At 64.4% G+C, this 17252-nt stretch carries 15 protein-coding genes; 11 read left to right on the top strand and 4 right to left on the bottom strand.

Going from position 1 to position 17252, the window contains the following annotated elements:
* Positions 1–318: 318 nt before the first annotated feature.
* Positions 319–1320, bottom strand: coding sequence for a phosphate signaling complex PhoU family protein (locus LAQ74_RS02050; RefSeq protein WP_224334402.1), 1002 nt, complete (start codon positions 1318–1320; stop codon positions 319–321).
* 334 nt (positions 1321–1654) lie between these two features.
* Here LAQ74_RS02050 and LAQ74_RS02045 point away from each other — a divergent pair, with 334 nt between their 5' ends.
* The 7 genes from LAQ74_RS02045 to LAQ74_RS02015 all read left to right on the top strand — a co-directional run bounded on the left by LAQ74_RS02045 (position 1655) and on the right by LAQ74_RS02015 (position 8858).
* Entirely contained in the window at positions 1655–2695 is a 1041-nt protein-coding gene (locus LAQ74_RS02045) for a PstS family phosphate ABC transporter substrate-binding protein (RefSeq protein WP_224334400.1), read from the top strand.
* Between the two features lie 105 nt (positions 2696–2800).
* Positions 2801–3721, top strand: coding sequence for a phosphate ABC transporter permease subunit PstC (pstC, locus tag LAQ74_RS02040; RefSeq protein WP_224334398.1), 921 nt, complete (start codon positions 2801–2803; stop codon positions 3719–3721).
* Positions 3722–3761: 40 nt separating this feature from the next.
* Positions 3762–5387, top strand: coding sequence for a phosphate ABC transporter permease PstA (pstA, locus tag LAQ74_RS02035; protein WP_224334396.1), 1626 nt, complete (start codon positions 3762–3764; stop codon positions 5385–5387).
* Between the two features lie 4 nt (positions 5388–5391).
* A complete protein-coding gene (gene pstB, locus LAQ74_RS02030) occupies positions 5392–6270 on the top strand; it encodes a phosphate ABC transporter ATP-binding protein PstB (protein ID WP_224334394.1) in 879 nt (292 codons plus the stop codon).
* A gap of 6 nt (positions 6271–6276) precedes the next feature.
* Entirely contained in the window at positions 6277–6942 is a 666-nt protein-coding gene (phoU, locus tag LAQ74_RS02025; RefSeq protein ID WP_224334392.1) for a phosphate signaling complex protein PhoU, read from the top strand.
* Positions 6943–7217: 275 nt separating this feature from the next.
* On the top strand, positions 7218–7889 hold the full coding sequence (phoU, locus tag LAQ74_RS02020; protein ID WP_224334382.1) for a phosphate signaling complex protein PhoU: 672 nt from the start codon (positions 7218–7220) through the stop codon (positions 7887–7889).
* 228 nt (positions 7890–8117) lie between these two features.
* On the top strand, positions 8118–8858 hold the full coding sequence (locus tag LAQ74_RS02015) for a competence/damage-inducible protein A (protein WP_224334380.1): 741 nt from the start codon (positions 8118–8120) through the stop codon (positions 8856–8858).
* 259 nt (positions 8859–9117) lie between these two features.
* Here the strand turns inward: LAQ74_RS02015 and LAQ74_RS02010 are convergent, their stop codons facing one another.
* Complete coding sequence (locus tag LAQ74_RS02010) at positions 9118–11346, bottom strand: CDC48 family AAA ATPase (protein ID WP_224334378.1); 2229 nt, start codon at positions 11344–11346, stop codon at positions 9118–9120.
* A 231-nt stretch (positions 11347–11577) separates the two neighbouring features.
* Between LAQ74_RS02010 and larC the strand changes: the two genes are divergently transcribed.
* Complete coding sequence (gene larC / locus LAQ74_RS02005) at positions 11578–12933, top strand: nickel pincer cofactor biosynthesis protein LarC (protein WP_224334370.1); 1356 nt, start codon at positions 11578–11580, stop codon at positions 12931–12933.
* Here the strand turns inward: larC and LAQ74_RS02000 are convergent, their stop codons facing one another.
* Positions 12934–13728 carry a hypothetical protein gene (locus LAQ74_RS02000; RefSeq protein WP_224334368.1) on the bottom strand — a complete coding sequence of 265 codons (795 nt, stop codon included), beginning with the start codon at positions 13726–13728 and terminating at the stop codon, positions 12934–12936. It abuts the gene before it with no gap.
* A gap of 140 nt (positions 13729–13868) precedes the next feature.
* Between LAQ74_RS02000 and radB the strand changes: the two genes are divergently transcribed.
* Together radB and LAQ74_RS01990 are read left to right on the top strand one after the other, a co-directional pair.
* Positions 13869–14570 (top strand): DNA repair and recombination protein RadB, encoded by a 702-nt coding sequence (gene radB, locus LAQ74_RS01995; RefSeq protein ID WP_224334366.1) that lies wholly within the window; start codon positions 13869–13871, stop codon positions 14568–14570.
* 240 nt (positions 14571–14810) lie between these two features.
* Positions 14811–15152 (top strand): CBS domain-containing protein, encoded by a 342-nt coding sequence (locus LAQ74_RS01990; protein ID WP_425498543.1) that lies wholly within the window; start codon positions 14811–14813, stop codon positions 15150–15152.
* A 347-nt stretch (positions 15153–15499) separates the two neighbouring features.
* Here LAQ74_RS01990 and LAQ74_RS01985 read toward each other — a convergent pair whose 3' ends face one another.
* Positions 15500–16642, bottom strand: a complete 1143-nt coding sequence (locus LAQ74_RS01985; protein WP_224334362.1) for a CBS domain-containing protein — start codon at positions 16640–16642, stop codon at positions 15500–15502.
* Positions 16643–16740: 98 nt separating this feature from the next.
* On the opposite strand from LAQ74_RS01985, the gene LAQ74_RS01980 reads away from it, so the two are divergent.
* A complete protein-coding gene (locus LAQ74_RS01980; RefSeq protein WP_317987377.1) occupies positions 16741–17163 on the top strand; it encodes a lycopene cyclase domain-containing protein in 423 nt (140 codons plus the stop codon).
* Positions 17164–17252: the final 89 nt, after the last annotated feature.

Below are 17252 nucleotides of genomic sequence, written 5' to 3'. Positions count from 1 at the left end.
GCACTCGTCGTTCACTTCGGGCGGCTTTGCCGCCCTCCGTTCTCTCCTCGGCCCACTCGCTCGGGCTACGCCCTCGCTCGTGGTGAAACTGCTTTCTGTGGCTGTCGGAGTTGTTGTCGCTGAGTAACTGTTCCGCGAGCGAACGGAGTTCTCGTGAGCCGGAGGCGAACGAGAGCTCGGGAGAGCGAAGCTCTCCCGGTGTGAGCGAGCGGGCCGACGATTGAGTGGAGACGCGAAGCGCCGAAACGAATGAGGAGTGCTTTTGGTCCAGCTTTTACCGAGGGCGCGCGGAGCGCGCCCACAGCGTAAAAGGTGGCGTTACGGCGTCGGGGCGGCCTTCTGCAGCGCCGTCTCGGCGATGTTGCCGCCGTAGTCGGCGCTGCGCGACAGCGAGTCGACGACGAGGCCGAGCATCTGCGCGCGGACGGGGTCGAGGTCGCGGAGCAGTTCGTCGATGGTGCGCGCGTGTTCGTCGATCTCCTGGACGGACTCTCGGGCCTCGTTGGCGATCTCGGTCGCCTCGACGCTGTCGTCGGAGAACAGCGCGTCCATCCCCGCGTCGACGACGGTGGTCGCGTCGGCGTGCAGTTCCCAGAGCGCGTCGAGCACGTCGTCTTGGACCGGTTCCTCGAAGTTGAGCGTCAGGTGGGCAATCTTCGTCGCGTGGTCGGCGACCCGTTCGAGCTGTCGGGCGCAGGAGTGGTAGTCGAAACAGACCTCTCGGGGGAGACCGAGTTCCTCGGCGGCCTTCGGCGTACGGAGCGTCGCCCGGAAGATGCGCGAGACGACCATGTAGAGGCGGTCGACGTCGTCGTCGCGCTGGATGACGTCCTCGGCCATGTCCATGTCGAGTTCGGCGAGCGCGCTCACCGCGTCTTCGAGCATCGACAACGCGATGAGCCGCATCCGCGTGACGGCGTTGTGAATCGAGAGCTCCGAGGAGTCCAACAGGTCGCGGATGACGATGCGGTCCCGCGTCTCCTCCAACACTTCGAGACCGACGAGGCTCTGTGTCGCCTCTCGGACGGTCCGACGCTGGTCGTTGGTGATGCGGCCGCTCTCGAGGGCGATAACGTCGAACCCGCTGACGTACATCGTCATCACCGCGCGCACGAGTTCCTGACCGTCGAGTTGGGAGATGTCGAGCGTCCCCTCGGTTCGCTCCTCCTCGGTCCGCGGCGTCAGGAACAACGAGTCGCCCTCGGGGTAGAACTCGACCTCGCTGCCGGCGCTGACGCCGTTTTCGGTCGCCCACTCCTTCGGTATCGACACCGTGTACGTCGAACCGCCCGTCACCTGCACTTTTCGCGTCTCGACCATGTGGGTAGATGGGCGAATCTTCCTCATAAATTTACCTCTCAACTATATATTAGGCGGCCAAGATATGGTGGGATACTTATTTCGGGAGAGTACGGATAGAACTGAACTGTTCCGTGGACGTTCGGGAGCACTCGTGACGAAACGATCTCCGAAAGAGATCTCGAACGGATTCGGGATATCGGCACTACACGGCAGAATATCGTTACACCTCGAATGTGTATGTGAACGAACATTTCCTCTCGCCTGCGAGCGACTATGGATACCGTTTCACATACCTACGGCTATATAGCTGTCATAGCAGGCTACTTATGTCTCAGTCGGTCATGAACAGTTGATGACGCGACAGACGTCGGACGGGACGGACAGCGTATCACGGCGTAAGTTCCTCGTCGGTGCGGGTTCGGCCGGGGTAGTCGGACTCGCCGGCTGTACGACCAACCCAGGTGCGAGTTCCGGCGGCTCGGGTGGCTCCGGCGACAACGGAAGCTCCGGCAACGACTCCGAGGGCGGGAGCTCGGGAGACCTCTCCGGCGAAGTCATCGTCAAGGGGAGCAGTACGGTTTACCCCGTCTCCGAGGCGATGGCCGAGGAGTTCATGACCGAACACGACGTGAACGTCTCCGTCGACTCGACCGGCAGCGGTGGCGGGTTCCAGAACCACTTCTGCCCCGGAAACGCCGACATCAACGGCGCGTCGCGTCCGATCAAGGAGAGCGAGAAGGAGCTCTGCTCGGAGAACGACGTCGAGCCCGTCGAGTTTCAGGTCGCCAGCGACGCGCTGACGGTCGCCGTCAACAACAAGGCCGACTGGGTCGACTGTCTCAGCTTCGACCAGCTCGCGCAGATCTGGCAACCCGACGGCGCGGAGACGTGGAGCGACATCAACTCCGAGTGGCCCGACGAGGAGTTCGACCTCTACGGGCCGGCGTCCTCCTCGGGGACGTTCGACTGGTTCATCGAGAACGTCATCGGCGAGGAGGGGTCGCTCCGCAGCGACTACGAACCGACCGAGGACGACAACCGCATCATCCAGGGCATCGAGGGCTCGGAGTACGCGATGGGCTTCTTCGGGTACGCCTACTACGAGGAGAACCGCGACAACGTCAAAGCGGTGCAGATAAAGAAGAACGAGGACGGCAACTGCACGAAGCCGAGCATCGAGAACGCCAAGAGCGGCGACTACCCGATGGCGCGGCCGCTGTTCATCTACGCGGCGCAGTCCTCGCTGGAGGAGAAAGAGCAGGTGTACGCGTTCGTGGAGTACTACCTCGAACAGGCGGAGACGGACATCGTCAGCCAGATCGGCTACGTCCCGTCCAGCGCGGAGCTGCGCGACGAGAACCTGAGCAAGCTCGAAGAGTACAGCAGCGACTGAACGGACCGGACGCCGGCTTCGGTTCCGGCTGAGACAAGAGAGTGAACGCGACCGAACGACACGAATCATGCCGCTTTTGAGAACACAGGACGCAGTCTCCGAAAGATGAGCCAAGAGAGTAACCCACCCGACTTCGTCGGCCGTTCGGGCGTCCGATCCGCGCGCGAGCAGAGTATCAAGTGGCTGTTGTTCGGTTGCGCCGCGCTCTCGGTCGCAGTAACCACCGCTATCGTCGCGACGCTGCTGTTCGACGCCGTCGACTTCTTCCTCGACGTACCGCCGCTCGACTTCTTCCTCGGAACGACGTGGAGTCCGACCATCGGCCAGGAGTTCGGCGTCCTGCCGCTGGTCGCCGGGACGCTGTTCGTGACTTTCCTGTCCGCCCTCATCGCCATCCCGGTCGGCGTCGCGTCGGCGACGTACCTCAGCGAGTACGCGAGTCGGCGGACGCGGTCGGTGATCAAACCGTCGCTCGAAATCCTCGCGGGCATCCCGACGGTCGTCTATGGCTACTTCGCACTCGTCTACCTGACACCCGCGCTCGAATGGCTCGGACTGCCCCTGAGTACGTTCAACGCCCTCAGCGCGTCCATCATGATCGGAATCATGATCGTCCCCATGGTGTCGAGCCTGAGCGAGGACGCGATGAGCGCCGTCCCTGACTCGCTCCGGCAGGCCGGCTACGGGATAGGCGCGACGAAACTGGAGGTGTCGACCGGTGTCGTCATCCCGGCGGCCGCCTCCGGCATCTTCTCCTCGTTCATCCTCGCGCTCTCGCGGGCCATCGGCGAGACGATGATCGTCGTCGTCGCCGCCGGGATGCGCCCTCGGCTCGTCCCGAGCCCGTTCGAGTCGCTCGAAGTGATGACCGCCGCGATGGTCCAGCTCGTGACGACGGACATCGCGGGCGGGTCCACCGCCTACAAGGCGATGTTCGCCATCGGAATCACGCTGTTCGTAATCACCTTCGCCATGAATCTCGCCAGCACGTTCGTCGCGTCGCGGTACCGGGAGGAGTACCAATGAGCCGTCGGAGCCGCGGCACGCCGCCGGAGGTGGCTCGCTGATGGCGACGCAACGGGACGGAGCGACCGGCGAGTGGTTCGGTAACTCCGAACAGATCAGCCGTATGCCCGGGAAAGTGTTCGCGGCGGCCTGCCTGTCGGCGACGCTGTTCGGTATCCTCATGGTCGCCGGGCTGCTCGTCTACGTGGCGAAAGACGCCATTCGGCCGCTGACGGCCGACCCCCGGTGGTTCCTCGTCTTCTTCCTGACGCTCGTCGCCCCCTCGACGGCGCTTCTCGCCTACTATCGTCGGAGAGGCGACGGCGAGGCGACGGTCGCGCTGACGGCGCTCGCCGTTCCGTTCTTCGGACTCCTCCTGGGCAGCGGCGTGTTGCTGCTGTTCGTCGACGTGCTCAGCGTCGTCGAGTGGCTGGCGTTCGTCGTCGCCGTCGGCCTCGCCGTCGGCGTCATCGTCGGCCACAGGCGGCTGCGGGGCCGAACCTCGTTCGTCGAGGAACTCGCCGTCGGCGTCGTCGCCCTCGTCGGACTCGCGCCGGCCACGTTCCAGTTCGTCTCGACGTTCCCGACCGTACCACAGGCGTGGCTCATCTACCTGTTCACGTTCGGACTCGGCGGCGCGGCGGTCGGCGGTTTCGTCGTCGCCCGCCGTCGAGACGACCAGCGCGCCGGTCTTCTCGCCTTCGGGGCGCTGCTGGCGACGGTGACCGCCGGGGTGTTCATCGACCCCTCGACCGGCATCACCCCGCAGATATGGGTCATCCTCTTCACCTTCGCCGGTGTCCCGACGGCGCTGTACGTCGAAGGCGTCGTCCGCCGGCGGGAGGTACGGCCGGTGGGACTGCTGTTCCCGCTCGTCGTCGTCGCCGGGATGCTGTCGGGTGCGGCGCTCGTCGATCTGCTCGGCTTCGCCGGTCCGGAGACGTGGCTCGACTACCAGTTCCTCACCAGCGCGAACTCCCGGTTCCCCGAGGAGGCGGGTATCTACCCGGCGCTCATCGGGTCGATCATGATGATGGTCGTCGTCGCCCTCTCGTCGTTCCCCATCGGCGTCGGCGCGGCGCTGTACCTCGAAGAGTACGCGCCCAGCGACGGCCCGCTGGGGATGGTCGTGAAGTTCATCGAGATCAACATCGCGAACCTCGCGGGCGTGCCGTCGGTCGTTTACGGGCTGCTCGGACTCGCGCTGTTCGTCAACTGGCTCGACTTCGCCAGCGGTATCGTCATCGTCGGCGGGATGACCGTCGGACTGCTCATCTTGCCTATCATCATCATCTCGGCGCAAGAGGCGATTCGGGCGGTGCCCGGGTCGCTCCGGCAGGCGTCCTACGGGATGGGGGCGACGCGGTGGCAGACGATACGCCGAGTCGTGCTCCCCGAGGCGTTACCGGGCATCCTCACCGGGAGCATCCTCGCGTTCGGCCGCGCCATCGGCGAGACGGCCCCGCTTCTGATGATCGGGGCCGCGGCGTCGGTGTTCCGCGCGCCGGACGGTTTCTTCGACATCTTCAGCGCGATGCCGCGACAGATTTACGCCTGGGTCGGACAGCCGTCCCAGGAGTTCCAGTACGGCGTGATGGCCGCGGGCGTCGTCACGCTCGTCACGGTGATGCTGTCGATGAACGCCGCAGCGATACTTATCCGGAACAAATATGAGCGGAGGTCGTAAACACATGAGCAAGGAGAACATGACTACTCCCGACCCGAACACCGAGAGCGACAGTAGCGTCGAATCGCAGACGTCGCCACGGCCGGGGTCGGAAGTGGTCGACAGCGACGAGCTGAACCAGCCGAAACGAACCGAAACCGTCGTCTCGTCGAAGAATCTCGACGTGTTCTACGGGGACACCCAGGCACTACAGGACATCGACATCGAGATTCCGAAGCAGCAAGTGACCGCGATGATCGGTCCCTCCGGCTGTGGGAAGTCGACGTTCCTCCGGTGTATCAACCGGATGAACGACCTCATCGAGTCCTGCCGTATCGAGGGAGAGCTGAAGTTCGAGGGGAAGAACGTCTACGACGACGACGTCGACCCCGTCGCGCTCCGGCGACGCATCGGGATGGTGTTCCAGTCGCCGAACCCGTTCCCGAAGAGCATCTACGAGAACGTCGCTTACGGGCTGAAGATACAGGGCAAGACCGAGAACTTGGACCAGAAGGTCGAGAACGCCCTCAAGTCGGCGGCGCTGTGGGACGAGGTGAAGGACCGCCTCGACGAGTCGGGGCTCGACCTCTCGGGCGGCCAGCAGCAGCGCCTCTGCATCGCCCGCGCCATCGCCGTCGACCCGGACGTCATCCTGATGGACGAACCGGCGTCGGCGCTCGACCCGGTCGCCACCTCGCAGGTCGAAGACCTCATCGCCGACCTCGCCGAGGAGTACACCGTCGTCATCGTCACCCACAACATGCAGCAGGCCGCACGCATCTCGGACAAGACCGCGGTGTTCCTCACCGGCGGCGAACTCGTCGAGTTCGACGACACGCAGAAGATATTCGAGAATCCAGAGAGCCAACGCGTCGAAGACTACATCACCGGCAAGTTCGGATAGTCCGGTATGCCGCGCGAGCAGTTTCAGCGCGAACTCGACGAGTTGCGAGACGAGGTGCTCGCCATGGGTGAGGCGGTCGTCTCCCGACTCCGGAAGGCGCTCGCGGCGCTCGACGCCCGCGACGCCGACAGAGCACGCTCGCTCGCAGAACGCGACCACGAGATAAACGAGTGGTACCTCCGCCTCGAACGCCGCTGCGTCGACCTGCTCGCCCTCCAACAGCCCGTCGCCGGCGACCTCCGACTCGTCGTCGCCTCGTTCAAGATCATCACCGACCTCGAACGCATCGCCGACCTCGTGGCGAACATCTGCGGCTACCTCCTCTCGCGCGAGCGCGAACTGTTCCCGGACGTGAACCTGCAGGACCTCGGCAAGCTCACTGTCGAGATGGTCGAGGCGTCGCTGGCGGCGTACGCACGCGAAGACGCCGACACCTGCTACGCGGTGGCCGACCGTGACGACGAACTCGACGGCCTCTGCGAACGCGTCGGCGAACGCGTCGTCCGCGACCTCGTCGAGTTCGACCCCGACGGACGCGACGAATTACTGTTCGGCGAGGTGAACCGATTCCTCCTCACCGTTCGTGACCTCGAGCGCGTTGGCGACCACGCGGTCAACATCGCCGCCCGCACGCTCTACATGGTCGAGAACGACGACGCGCTCATCTACTAGAACCTTTTGCGCTGCCTCAGTCGCACGCCGGAGGCGTGCTCGCTCGCTCGGTAAAAGGTTCATCAAAAACACTTCTCCCTTACTACAGCGCGCGTCTCGCGCTTCCGTTCGGTCGTCGGTCCGCTCGCTCACTACGTTCGCTCGCGGTACTTCGACCGAGGATGCTTCCGCCTCGTCGGCCGTCCGAGTACGACCGCCTACAGCCGAGGGAAAGCCGGTCGCCGCGGCCACCTCAGGCACAACATACATTACACTAACCGACGCATGTCGGAGGTATGCCGCGCGACGAATACCAATCTCAACTCGAATCTCTCCGCGAGGACGTGCTCTACATGAGCGAAGTCGTCAGCGAACGTCTCCGGATGGGGATGGACGCGCTCGAACAGAAGGACGATCAGCTTGCCGAGGAGATAATCGAAGGCGACGCCGAGATAAATCGGATGTATCTCGATCTCGAACAGCAGTGCATCGACCTCATCGCCCTCCAACAGCCCGTCGCGGGCGACCTCCGCTTCATCGCCGCGTCGTTCAAGATTATCACCGACCTCGAACGTATCGCCGACCTCGCGACCAATCTCGGGCAGTACGCCAAGAGCGCCGAGCGCGACGTCTTCCCCGACGTCGACATCCAGCGCATCGGCGACCTCACGCTGGAGATGCTCGACGAGGCGATGGATGCGTACGCCCAAGACAATGCCGAAGCGTGCTACGCCATCGCCGAGCGGGACGACGAACTCGACGCGATGTGCGAGGCCGCCAGCGAAATCGTCGTTCGCGACCTCATCGAGGGTGAGACCAACGACGATGCGGACATCGAGAGCATGATGCAGGACGTCTCCCGACTGTTGCTGACGATTCGCGACCTCGAACGCGTCGGCGACCACGCGGTCAATATCGCCGCCCGCACCCTCTACATGATTGAGAACGACGACGCGCTCATCTACTAGAACCCCACCTTTTACGCTGCGGGCGCGCGGAGCGCGCCCTCGGCAAAAGCTGGACCAAAAGCACTCCTCCTTCGTTTCGGTGCTTCGCACCTCCACTCAGTCGTCGGCCCGCTCTCTCACTCGCTTCGCTCGTTCGGTCGCGGTGCAACGGACTTGACATTAACCACACAGCACCGTCCCGTCTGCCGCCGGACCAACGCTTAATCGGCCGTAGGACGCAGTAGGGGCATGGACGTGGCGATTCTTACGGTCGGCGACGAACTGCTGGCCGGGGATACGGAGAACACGAACGCGACGTGGCTGGCCCAGCAGTTGACCGAGCGAGGCGCGACGGTGACGCGCATCCTCACCGTGCCCGACGTGGAGTCGGTCATCGCCGAGACGGTTCGAGAGTGGAGCGACGCCTACGACGGCGTCGTCGTCACCGGCGGCCTCGGCGGCACGCACGACGATCTGACGATGGACGGCGTCGCCGAGGCGTTCGGCGTCCCGCTCGTCGTCGACGAGACGGCGAGGGAAGATATCTTAGAGACCGTCGCGGCGTTCCGCGAGGCGAATCCGGAGCTCGCGGAGAACTACGACCTCCAGATCGATGCCGACGCGCAGGCGTCGGTTCCCGATGGCGCACGTCCGCTTCTCAACCCGACCGGCCTCTCGCCGGGGTGTGTGATGCAGAACGTCTACGTGCTCCCCGGTATCCCGAGCGAGATGCACGCGATGTTCGACCTCGTCGCCGACGACTTCGGCGGCGACGTCACCTCCGAGACGCTCCGGACGCCCGCCCCCGAAGGTGCGATGCACTCGCAACTCGCACAGGTCCGTGACCAGTTCGACGTCGCCGTCGGCAGCTATCCGACGAACGGCGACGAGTACAACCGAATCAAAGTGACGAGCCAGGACCCCGGTGCGGTCGACGCGGCGGTGAAGTGGCTCCGCGAACACGTGGAGATCGTCGAGAACGAGGAGTAGCGTCACGTGAATTCGGTGCAGGTAGTTGTACCGCGAGCGAGTGAAACGAGCGAGCGGGCCGACGACCGAGCGGAGTCCTCGCGAACGGAGTGAGCGAGGGCACGGGAGAGCTTCGCTCTCCCGGAGGCCGAAGGCCGAAGCGAGGAAGGAGTGCTTTTGGTCCGAGAGCAGACGCTTCGCGTCTGCTAAGCCTTCGCGGCGAAGCCGCGAAGAGAGCTTTTGCCGAGGGCCGCGAAGCGGCCCGCAGCGCAAAAGGTCGCTACTGGAAGCCGATGCGCCCGCCCCCGCGCTCGGCGAACTGGTCGCCGCGACCGCCGCCCTTGAACTGGTCCTGCATCTGCTCGTAGTAGTCCATCAGGTCGTCGGTGATGGTCGGACGGACGTTCTCCATCGCCTTGCGGAAGTGCCGCATCTCGACCTCCTCGGCGTCGTCGTCCTCGCGGAGCGCCTCGATGGCCGCCTCGCGGGCGATGCTTTCGAGGTCGGAGCCGACGTAGCCGTCGGTGATTTCGGCGATCTCACGGAGACTCACGTCCGGGGCGAGCGGACTGTTCTGGGTGTGAATCTTCAGAATCTGCTCGCGGCCCTCTTCGTCGGGTTCGCCGATGAGGACGAGGCGGTCGAACCGACCCGAGCGGATGAGCGCGGGGTCGATCATATCCGGCCTGTTGGTCGCGCCGATGACCATCACGTCGCCCATCTCTTCGAGACCGTCCAACTCGGTCAGGAGTTGGTTGACGACGCGCTCGGAGACGTTGTTTCCCATCTCCTGACCTCTGCTGGGCGCGAGGCTGTCGAGTTCGTCGAAGAAGATGACCGTCGGGTTCACCTGCCGCGCCTTGCGGAAGGTCTGCCGGATGGCCTTCTCGGACTCGCCGACCCACTTCGACAGCAGCTGCGGCCCGCGCACCGAGATGAAGTTCGCGTTCGTCTCGTTGGCGACGGCTTTCGCCATCAACGTCTTACCCGTGCCGGGCGGGCCGTACAGCAGCACGCCTTTCGGCGCTTCGATTCCCATCCGCTCGAACTTCTCGGGGGAGGTGAGCGGCCACTCGACGGACTCCTTGACCGACTGCTTGGCGTCGGAGAGCCCGCCCACGTCGTCCCAACTGATTTTGGGTAGTTCGACGAGCACCTCGCGCATCGCACTCGGTTCGACCTCGCCGAGCGCGCCGTTGAAGTCCTGACGCTTGACGATCATCCGGTCGATGAGACTCGGCGGGATATCCTCCTCGTCGAGGTCGATCTCGGGGAGGTAGCGCCGGAGCGCCTTCATCGCCGCCTCCTTCGTGAGGCTCTCGATGTCCGCGCCGACGAAGCCGTGGGTCTCGTCGGCGAGGTGGTCGAGGCTCACGTCGTCCGACAGCGGCATCCCTCGGGTGTGAATCTGGAGAATCTCCTTACGACCGACCTCGTCCGGGACGCCGATCTCGATTTCGCGGTCGAACCGGCCGGGGCGGCGAAGCGCCGGGTCGACGGAGTCGACGCGGTTCGTCGCCGCGATGACGATTACTTGGCCCCTCGCTTCGAGGCCGTCCATCATCGTCAGCAGTTGGGCGACGACGCGGCGTTCGACTTCGCCGGTGACGTCCTCGCGCTTGGGGGCGATAGAGTCGAGTTCGTCGATGAAGATGATGGCCGGCGACTCCTCCTTGGCGTCCTCGAATATCTCGCGGAGCTGTTGTTCGCTTTCGCCGTAGTACTTCGAGATGATCTCGGGCCCAGCGATGGAGAAGAAACTCGCGGAGGTCTCGTTGGCGACGGCCTTCGCCAGGAGCGTCTTACCCGTGCCCGGCGGGCCGTGCAGGAGCACCCCTTGCGGCGGTTCGATGCCGAGTTTCTTGAAGATCTGCGGGTGCTTCATCGGCAGTTCGACCATCTCGCGGACGCGCTGAATCTCGCCCTGGAGGCCGCCGATGTCCTCGTAGGTGATGCCGCCCTGCGCGCGCTCGAACCCCGAGATCGGCTCCTCGCGGAGTTCGACCTCGGTGTCCTCGGTGATGAGACAGACGCCCGAGGGGTCCGTCTCGACGGCGATGAGCGGAATCGCCTGGCCGGGCGAGCGCATGAACGGGTGGTTCGTGCTCGACATCACGGGGACGATGTCGCGTTCGACGACCGGCCGTTTCAGAATCTGGCGTTTGACCATCCCGGCGGCGTCGGAGCCGAACTGGACGCTCGCCTCCTCGGGCGGGGCGAGCACCAGTTTGTTCGCTTTCTTGGCTTCGGCTTTCCGAATCGTCACGCGTTCGCCGATACCGACGTCGGCGTTCTGTCGGGTGAAGCCGTCGATACGGACGGTGTCGGTGTTCCAGTCCTGACGGTCGGCGCGCCAGACCTTCGCAGCGGTCGTCTCACCTCCTTCGATTTCGATGATGTCGCCCGGTGAGAGCTTCAGGTGGAGAAGCGTGTCCGGGTCGAGACGGGCGATACCGCGCCCCGAGTCGTTCGGGTACGCTTTCGCCACTTCGAGTTGGACTTCGTTCATAATGTACTCGCGGGGATACGTGCAATTCGGCGGTCACACGGGATAAGTTCTTTGCTCCCGGGGGTTTCGGCCGTACTCAGGCCTGCTGAACGTATCGATGTCATTGTGTAGCACAGTACGATGCCGCCGTACATATTGCTACTGTCTGAACAGGTCGTCTGTCGACTTCGGAACCGCGAGCGGACTACTGGACGACGGGAGATTTTTCTCTCTTCGAGAGGCCCACTCTACATGGACACACTCGCGTTCGACGGACGGATGGGGGCGAGCGGCGACATGATTCTCGCTGCGCTGCTGGCGGCCGGGGCAGACCCCGATGCGCTGTCACCGGTGGAGACAGTACTCAATGTTCGGCACGACGTCGGGTCAACGGTGAAAAACGGCATCAGTTCCACGACAGTCGACGTGTTGCTCGTCGGCGGTGACGAGGGAGACGAAAACGGCGGCGACGAAGACGGCGGTGACAGTCATCGGCCTCACGAACACGATAACGACGACCACCATCACCACGGCCGTGGCGACGAGCACCACCACGGGCACCACCACGACGACCACCACGAACACGACCACACCCGCGCCGAGGGTTCGGGGCCACATCGAAAGTACACCGAAGTCGTCGACATCGTCGAGTCGATGGGACTGCCGAACGACGTCGAAGCCGATGCGCTGGACATCTTCCGCACCCTCGGTGAGGCGGAGGCCGCCGTCCACGACACCGACCTCGAAGAGACCCACTTCCACGAAGTCGGTGCCGACGACGCCATCGCCGACATCGTCGGCGCGTGTCTACTGCTCGACGACTTGGGCGTCGAACGCGTCGTGACGACGCCGCTGTCGACCGGCGGCGGCGAGGCGAGAATGAGCCACGGCGTCTACCCTGTGCCGACACCTGCCGTCGTCGAAATCGCCGAACGCGCCGACTGGTCGCTGAAGGGCGGTCCCGTCGAGGCCGAACTGCTGACGCCGACGGGCGCGGCGATTCTCGCACACTTCGCCGAGGGCGTCGACCACCTCCCGCCCCTCCGCGTTCGGCAGTCGGGCTACGGCGCTGGCGGCTACGACTTCCCCGAGCATCCGAACGTGTTACGTGCGCTCGTCGGCGACGGCGGCGGTCGCCTCACGCGCGAGGAGATCACCGTCTTGGAGACGAATCTCGACGACGCGCCGCCCGAAGTTCTCGGAGGCCTGCAGGAGACGCTCGCCGACGCGGGCGCGCGCGACGTCTCCATCCTCCCGGCGACGATGAAGAAATCCCGTCCCGGACATCTGGTGAAGGTCATCGCTCGCCCGGCCGACGCCGAGCGCGTCGCCCGTAAATTGGCGGAAGAGACGGGGACGCTCGGCGTGCGCGAACACGGCGCGGGCCACCGCTGGGTCGCTTCCAGAGCGTTTGCGACGGCGACGCTCGAGATCGACGGCGGGGAGTACGAAGTGAGCGTGAAAGTCGCAAGCGACGCCGACGGCGTCGTCTACGACCGGAGCGCCGAGTTCGACGACGCGATGGCGGTGGCGCGCGAGACGGGACTTCCGGTTCGCGAGGTGATGCGGCGCGCGGAGAGCGCGGTGGCCGAGGCTCGCGAGGAGTAGTCAGTTCTTGTCGTCGCTGTCGCTATCGTCGCCGTCACGCGACTCGGCCTCGTCACCCACGTCCCCGTTCTTGTGCTCGTCTAACGCCTCGTCGATACTCAACTCGCCAGCCGCGACGCGACGCGCCAGCGACTCGTCGATAGTTCGGTTCTCGGCCGAGCGCTCCCGCGACCGGTTCTTGATGACCTGCAACTCGCCCGGCGTCGGTTCGATGTCCCGGGAGTCGACGCGCTCGCCCTCCAGACGGGCGATGTTGACCGCGGCGAGCACGTCGCCCATGCCGCGCGCGCCGGTCCCGAGATACGGCGTCGTCCCCGTCTCGTCGACGAGTTCGATCGGCACGTCTTCGAGGTCGTTGACGATCTGGGCGCTCTGGAGGCGCGCCCCGTCGCCGACGCGGACGAGCGGGTCGACGGCGTCGTCGGCTTCGCGACGAATCGCTTCCACCGCCTCCGAGAGCGGGACCTGGAACGCCGCGACGACCATCTCGCCCGAGAGGACGGCGATACCGGGGCGCGTACCGGGGTCGACGCCGATAATCGTCCGCCGGTCGCCGCCGCGGAGAACCGCGAGCGCCTCCTCGACGGCCTTCCGAACGTCGTCGGCGCTGGTGTTGATGTGGGTCACGTCGGCCGGGAGGTCGGCGACTGCGTCGTCGGGAGCGGTGACCAGCACGCTCGCGGCGTCCGGGAGGTCCTCGTCCGGGCGAACGGTGGTGAACGTCACGCCGCGCTCACGCAGCGCGGAGACCGCCTCGTGGTACAGCTCGAAATCCTCCGTCGCGACGACTATCACGCCCTACGTTCGACCCCGGAGACTAAAAACACGGTGCGAAACGGCCACTCGTGTCGGGAGTCGGAGCGTCCCGTGGACCGTCGAACGGCGTCTGTGGCGCGTATCGGGGTCTTTTTCCGCCGACCACGCCAACGGCGACTGTGACCGAAACACTCTCCACGGGGTGCGCGCCGCTCGACGACCTGCTCGGGGGTGGTCTCGAACGCGGGACCGTCACGCAGGTGTACGGCGCGCCGGCGGCGGGGAAGACGAACGTCGCGCTGTCGGCCGCCGTCGACGTCGCCGCAGCGGGCGGAACCGTCGTCTACATCGACACCGAAGGGCTCTCCATCGACCGGTTTCGCCAGTTGGTCGAGGCACGAACCGACGACGAGCAAGCCTTCGAAGACGTCGCCTCCCGCGTCATCGTCACCGAGGCGTATGACTTCGCCGAACAGGAAGAGGCCGTCCGCGACGTCGAGGAGTTCGCCGACAGAGCGGACCTCGTCGTCCTCGATAGCGCCACCGGGTTCTACCGACTCGAACGCACCATCGAGGGCGGCGAGGGCGGCGAATCGCTGCGCCGCGTCGCCCGCCAAGTGACGCACCTGCTCTCTCTGGCACGGAAACACGACATCGCCGTCGTGTTGACGAACCAGGTGTTCACCGACCCAGACACAGACCGGACGCGAGCGCTCGGCGGCAACACGCTCGAACACTGGACCGGCGTCGTCGTCCGCCTCGACCGCTTCCGCGGCGGCAATCGCCGAGCGACGTTGGAGAAACATCGCGCGAAAGCCGCCGGTGAGAGTGTGACGTTCCGGATTACGGGCTCGGGGTTGGAAGCGACCGAGGAGTTCTGATTCGGCGGTTTGAGGTCTGTTGTTGGTCCTGTAGAAGCTCTTGTTGTATACTGGTTCTAAGCGGTCGTGCTGAATACAGGGCGCGTATCTTGCGGCCCCTTATCATGACAGGCGATAGCTCCGGACCGGTTCAATCATCCGTGCTGGGTAAGGCCTACACGTACTGAGGAAAACTTCATAGGTGACACACCCTATCCTGCAGCTATGGGTTCTCCTGCCAGTCTGACCGTGAGAGACGTAATGTCCACGCCACTAGAAACGATCTCGAAAGACGTGACCGTACTGGAGGCCGTACAGCGGATGCGAGAAAAGGACATCAACGCATTAGTCGTACTGACCACGCCACGGGCGATTATTAGCAGCACAGACGTTCTCGACGCAATTGCTAACGGACGGGACATCTCGGAGTTACAGGTAGAAGACGTGATGACGACCGACGTGGAGACCATTACTCCTGATCTCTACATGGAAGAAGTTGCAGCGATGATGGACACCTACGGTATCAAACACCTCCCAGTTGTCGATGATGACTACGTTGGAATGATCTCATCGACCGACGTGACTGCAATTCTCTCGGAGTGAAAAACGGAGCACATCGTGTTGTCTCGGTAGATACACCCTCTGTATTCAGCATACAGTCCCTCTCAGCTGTTGGAGGATTCCAACCGAGCCCAGTTGTGCTACCGCGAGCGAGGCAGGAGGCCGAGCGAGGGGGCCGACGACCGAACGGAAGCGCGTTCCGCGCGCTGAAGTGAGAGAGGAGTGTCCTCGTGAGTGAAACGAACGAGGGCTCGTCAGAGCGAAGCTCTGACGGTGCTTTTGGTCCGAGAGCAGACGCTTCGCGTCTGCTAAGCCTTCGCGGCGAAGCCGCGAAGAGAGCTTTTGCCGAGGGCCGCCGAAGGCGGCCCGCAGCGCAAAAGCTCGCGGTTCTATAGCTCGCCGAGTTTCCGTAGCAACTGCCCGCGGTACTGCTCGTCGGCGTTGATACCTTTCATCTCGAGGACGTTGCGTTCGAGCTTGTCGAGGGCGACGCGGAAGGCGTGTTCCGCGCCGTAGCCCTCCCCGGAGCCGGCGACCTGTCCGTGGCTCGTCCGGAGTCTGACCTGTGCCTGGATGAGCGGCGTCCCACGGAGTTTCTCCTTGTGTTCGTGGAAACGCAGATGCGCGTGGTGAACCTGCATCTCCTGGTACTTGTCGACGACCTGCGTGAGACTCTCGACGAGTTCCGTCCGCGTGACGGTGTCGAGCAGTTCGACGTTCGTGATCTGGACGTCCATCTGCTCCTCCTCGGTGTAGGTCAGCGCGCGAAGCACGTCCGTCTTCGTGAGGACGCCGAGCACCTCCGAGTCGCTGTCCGACGGCGTGACGACCAGTCCGGCGACGTCGTTCTCGAACATCTTCGAGACGGCGTCCCTGACCGACTCGCCGGGGTTCGTCGTGAACACCGGACTCGTCATCAGGTCGTACACTGGCAGGTCGAGCATCCGTTCGAGGTCGCCGCTTCGGTCGCCGGTGCCCTGTCGAACCTCGTCGCGGACGACGAAGTCGACGATGTCGTGCGTCGTCAGCACGCCGGTGAGTTTGCCGTTCTCGTTGAGGACGGGGAGTCGAGAGATGCCGTTCTCGCGGAGACGATTGATGGCTTGACCGACGCGGTCCTCCTCGCGAATCGTCACCACGTCCTCGGTGTAGATCTGTTCGACGGTGAGCGCGTCCAAGTTCTCGTGGACGGCTTCGAGAATCGCGTCGCTCGTGATGATGCCCCACAGCTTCTCGCCCTCGTAGACGGGGGCAATCTGGGTGTCACCCTCGATGAGCATCCGCGACGCCTCGCGGACATCCTCGTGACGGTCGATGCGCGGCGCGGAGCGCATCAACGCGGCGGCCTTCGTGTTGTCTTCGATGTGCGACTGAATCAACTGCTTCTCGCCGACCACCCCGACGTAGTCGCCGTCGTCGGTGATGATGATACCCTTCGGGTTCTCGCGCTCGAACGCAGACCGGACTTTCCCGAGTCGGGTGTCGGCCTCCAGCTCCACGAAGTCCTGGAGTGCTATGTCAGTAATGTCCATGGCCCAAGTGCCATCTACTTCTCCTGAGGCCTTGAAGGTTGTTTACCCCCCGCTGCTTTCCGATACCAGGTTGTATAGTAGGTGTGGTGTACTCTGTCATGGGGTCCTCAGCGACCGGAGGTGTCCGTTTCGCTCTCGCGGCGTTGCCGGATATCGGCGTTTTCGGACCCTATACGTACTTGTTAACCGAGGTGGTGTTCGGAAGCTTCGCAGCCGTCCTCCTCTGGCGAGCGAACGCGTTCCGCCGGGCGGGCAAGACCGTCGCCGTGCTCTACCCCATCGCCTACGTATGGGACTGGTACACGCTCGAAGTGGGCGTCTTCTCGATTCCGTTGCGGACGGGCGTCGAACTGCTCGGCATCCCCCTGGAAGAACACATCTTCATGATCGTCGTGCCGTCGCTCGTCATCGGCATCCACGAACTCGTCCACGGGCCGCCAGGGGGAGAACGCGAGCGATTCGCGACGGAACGGGCCGACGACCGGCGGGCGGACGGCCGGCAGCGGTCGGACGACCGTTGAGTCGGCGACGACCACGCCGATACCCGCCGGATCTCCGGTCGCCGAACCGCGACCGGCGAAGCGCCGAAACGATTGGAAGGTGCGACCAA

Source organism: Haloprofundus halobius, from assembly GCF_020097835.1.
In the GTDB taxonomy this organism is placed as follows: Archaea; Halobacteriota; Halobacteria; order Halobacteriales; family Haloferacaceae; genus Haloprofundus; species Haloprofundus halobius.
This window is presented reverse-complemented; position numbering and strand designations above follow the sequence as displayed.

Bases quoted from the DNA above. Each gene is read 5' to 3' on its own strand.
- LAQ74_RS02050 (WP_224334402.1), bottom strand. From the start codon at position 1,320: ATGGTCGAGACGCGAAAAGTGCAGGTGACGGGCGGTTCGACGTACACG.
- LAQ74_RS02045 (WP_224334400.1), top strand. From the start codon at position 1,655: ATGACGCGACAGACGTCGGACGGGACGGACAGCGTATCACGGCGTAAG.
- pstC (WP_224334398.1), top strand. From the start codon at position 2,801: ATGAGCCAAGAGAGTAACCCACCCGACTTCGTCGGCCGTTCGGGCGTC.
- pstA (WP_224334396.1), top strand. From the start codon at position 3,762: ATGGCGACGCAACGGGACGGAGCGACCGGCGAGTGGTTCGGTAACTCC.
- pstB (WP_224334394.1), top strand. From the start codon at position 5,392: ATGAGCAAGGAGAACATGACTACTCCCGACCCGAACACCGAGAGCGAC.
- phoU (WP_224334392.1), top strand. From the start codon at position 6,277: ATGCCGCGCGAGCAGTTTCAGCGCGAACTCGACGAGTTGCGAGACGAG.
- phoU (WP_224334382.1), top strand. From the start codon at position 7,218: ATGCCGCGCGACGAATACCAATCTCAACTCGAATCTCTCCGCGAGGAC.
- LAQ74_RS02015 (WP_224334380.1), top strand. From the start codon at position 8,118: ATGGACGTGGCGATTCTTACGGTCGGCGACGAACTGCTGGCCGGGGAT.
- LAQ74_RS02010 (WP_224334378.1), bottom strand. From the start codon at position 11,346: ATGAACGAAGTCCAACTCGAAGTGGCGAAAGCGTACCCGAACGACTCG.
- larC (WP_224334370.1), top strand. From the start codon at position 11,578: ATGGACACACTCGCGTTCGACGGACGGATGGGGGCGAGCGGCGACATG.
- LAQ74_RS01990 (WP_425498543.1), top strand. From the start codon at position 14,811: ATGTCCACGCCACTAGAAACGATCTCGAAAGACGTGACCGTACTGGAG.
- LAQ74_RS01985 (WP_224334362.1), bottom strand. From the start codon at position 16,642: ATGGACATTACTGACATAGCACTCCAGGACTTCGTGGAGCTGGAGGCC.
- LAQ74_RS01980 (WP_317987377.1), top strand. From the start codon at position 16,741: ATGGGGTCCTCAGCGACCGGAGGTGTCCGTTTCGCTCTCGCGGCGTTG.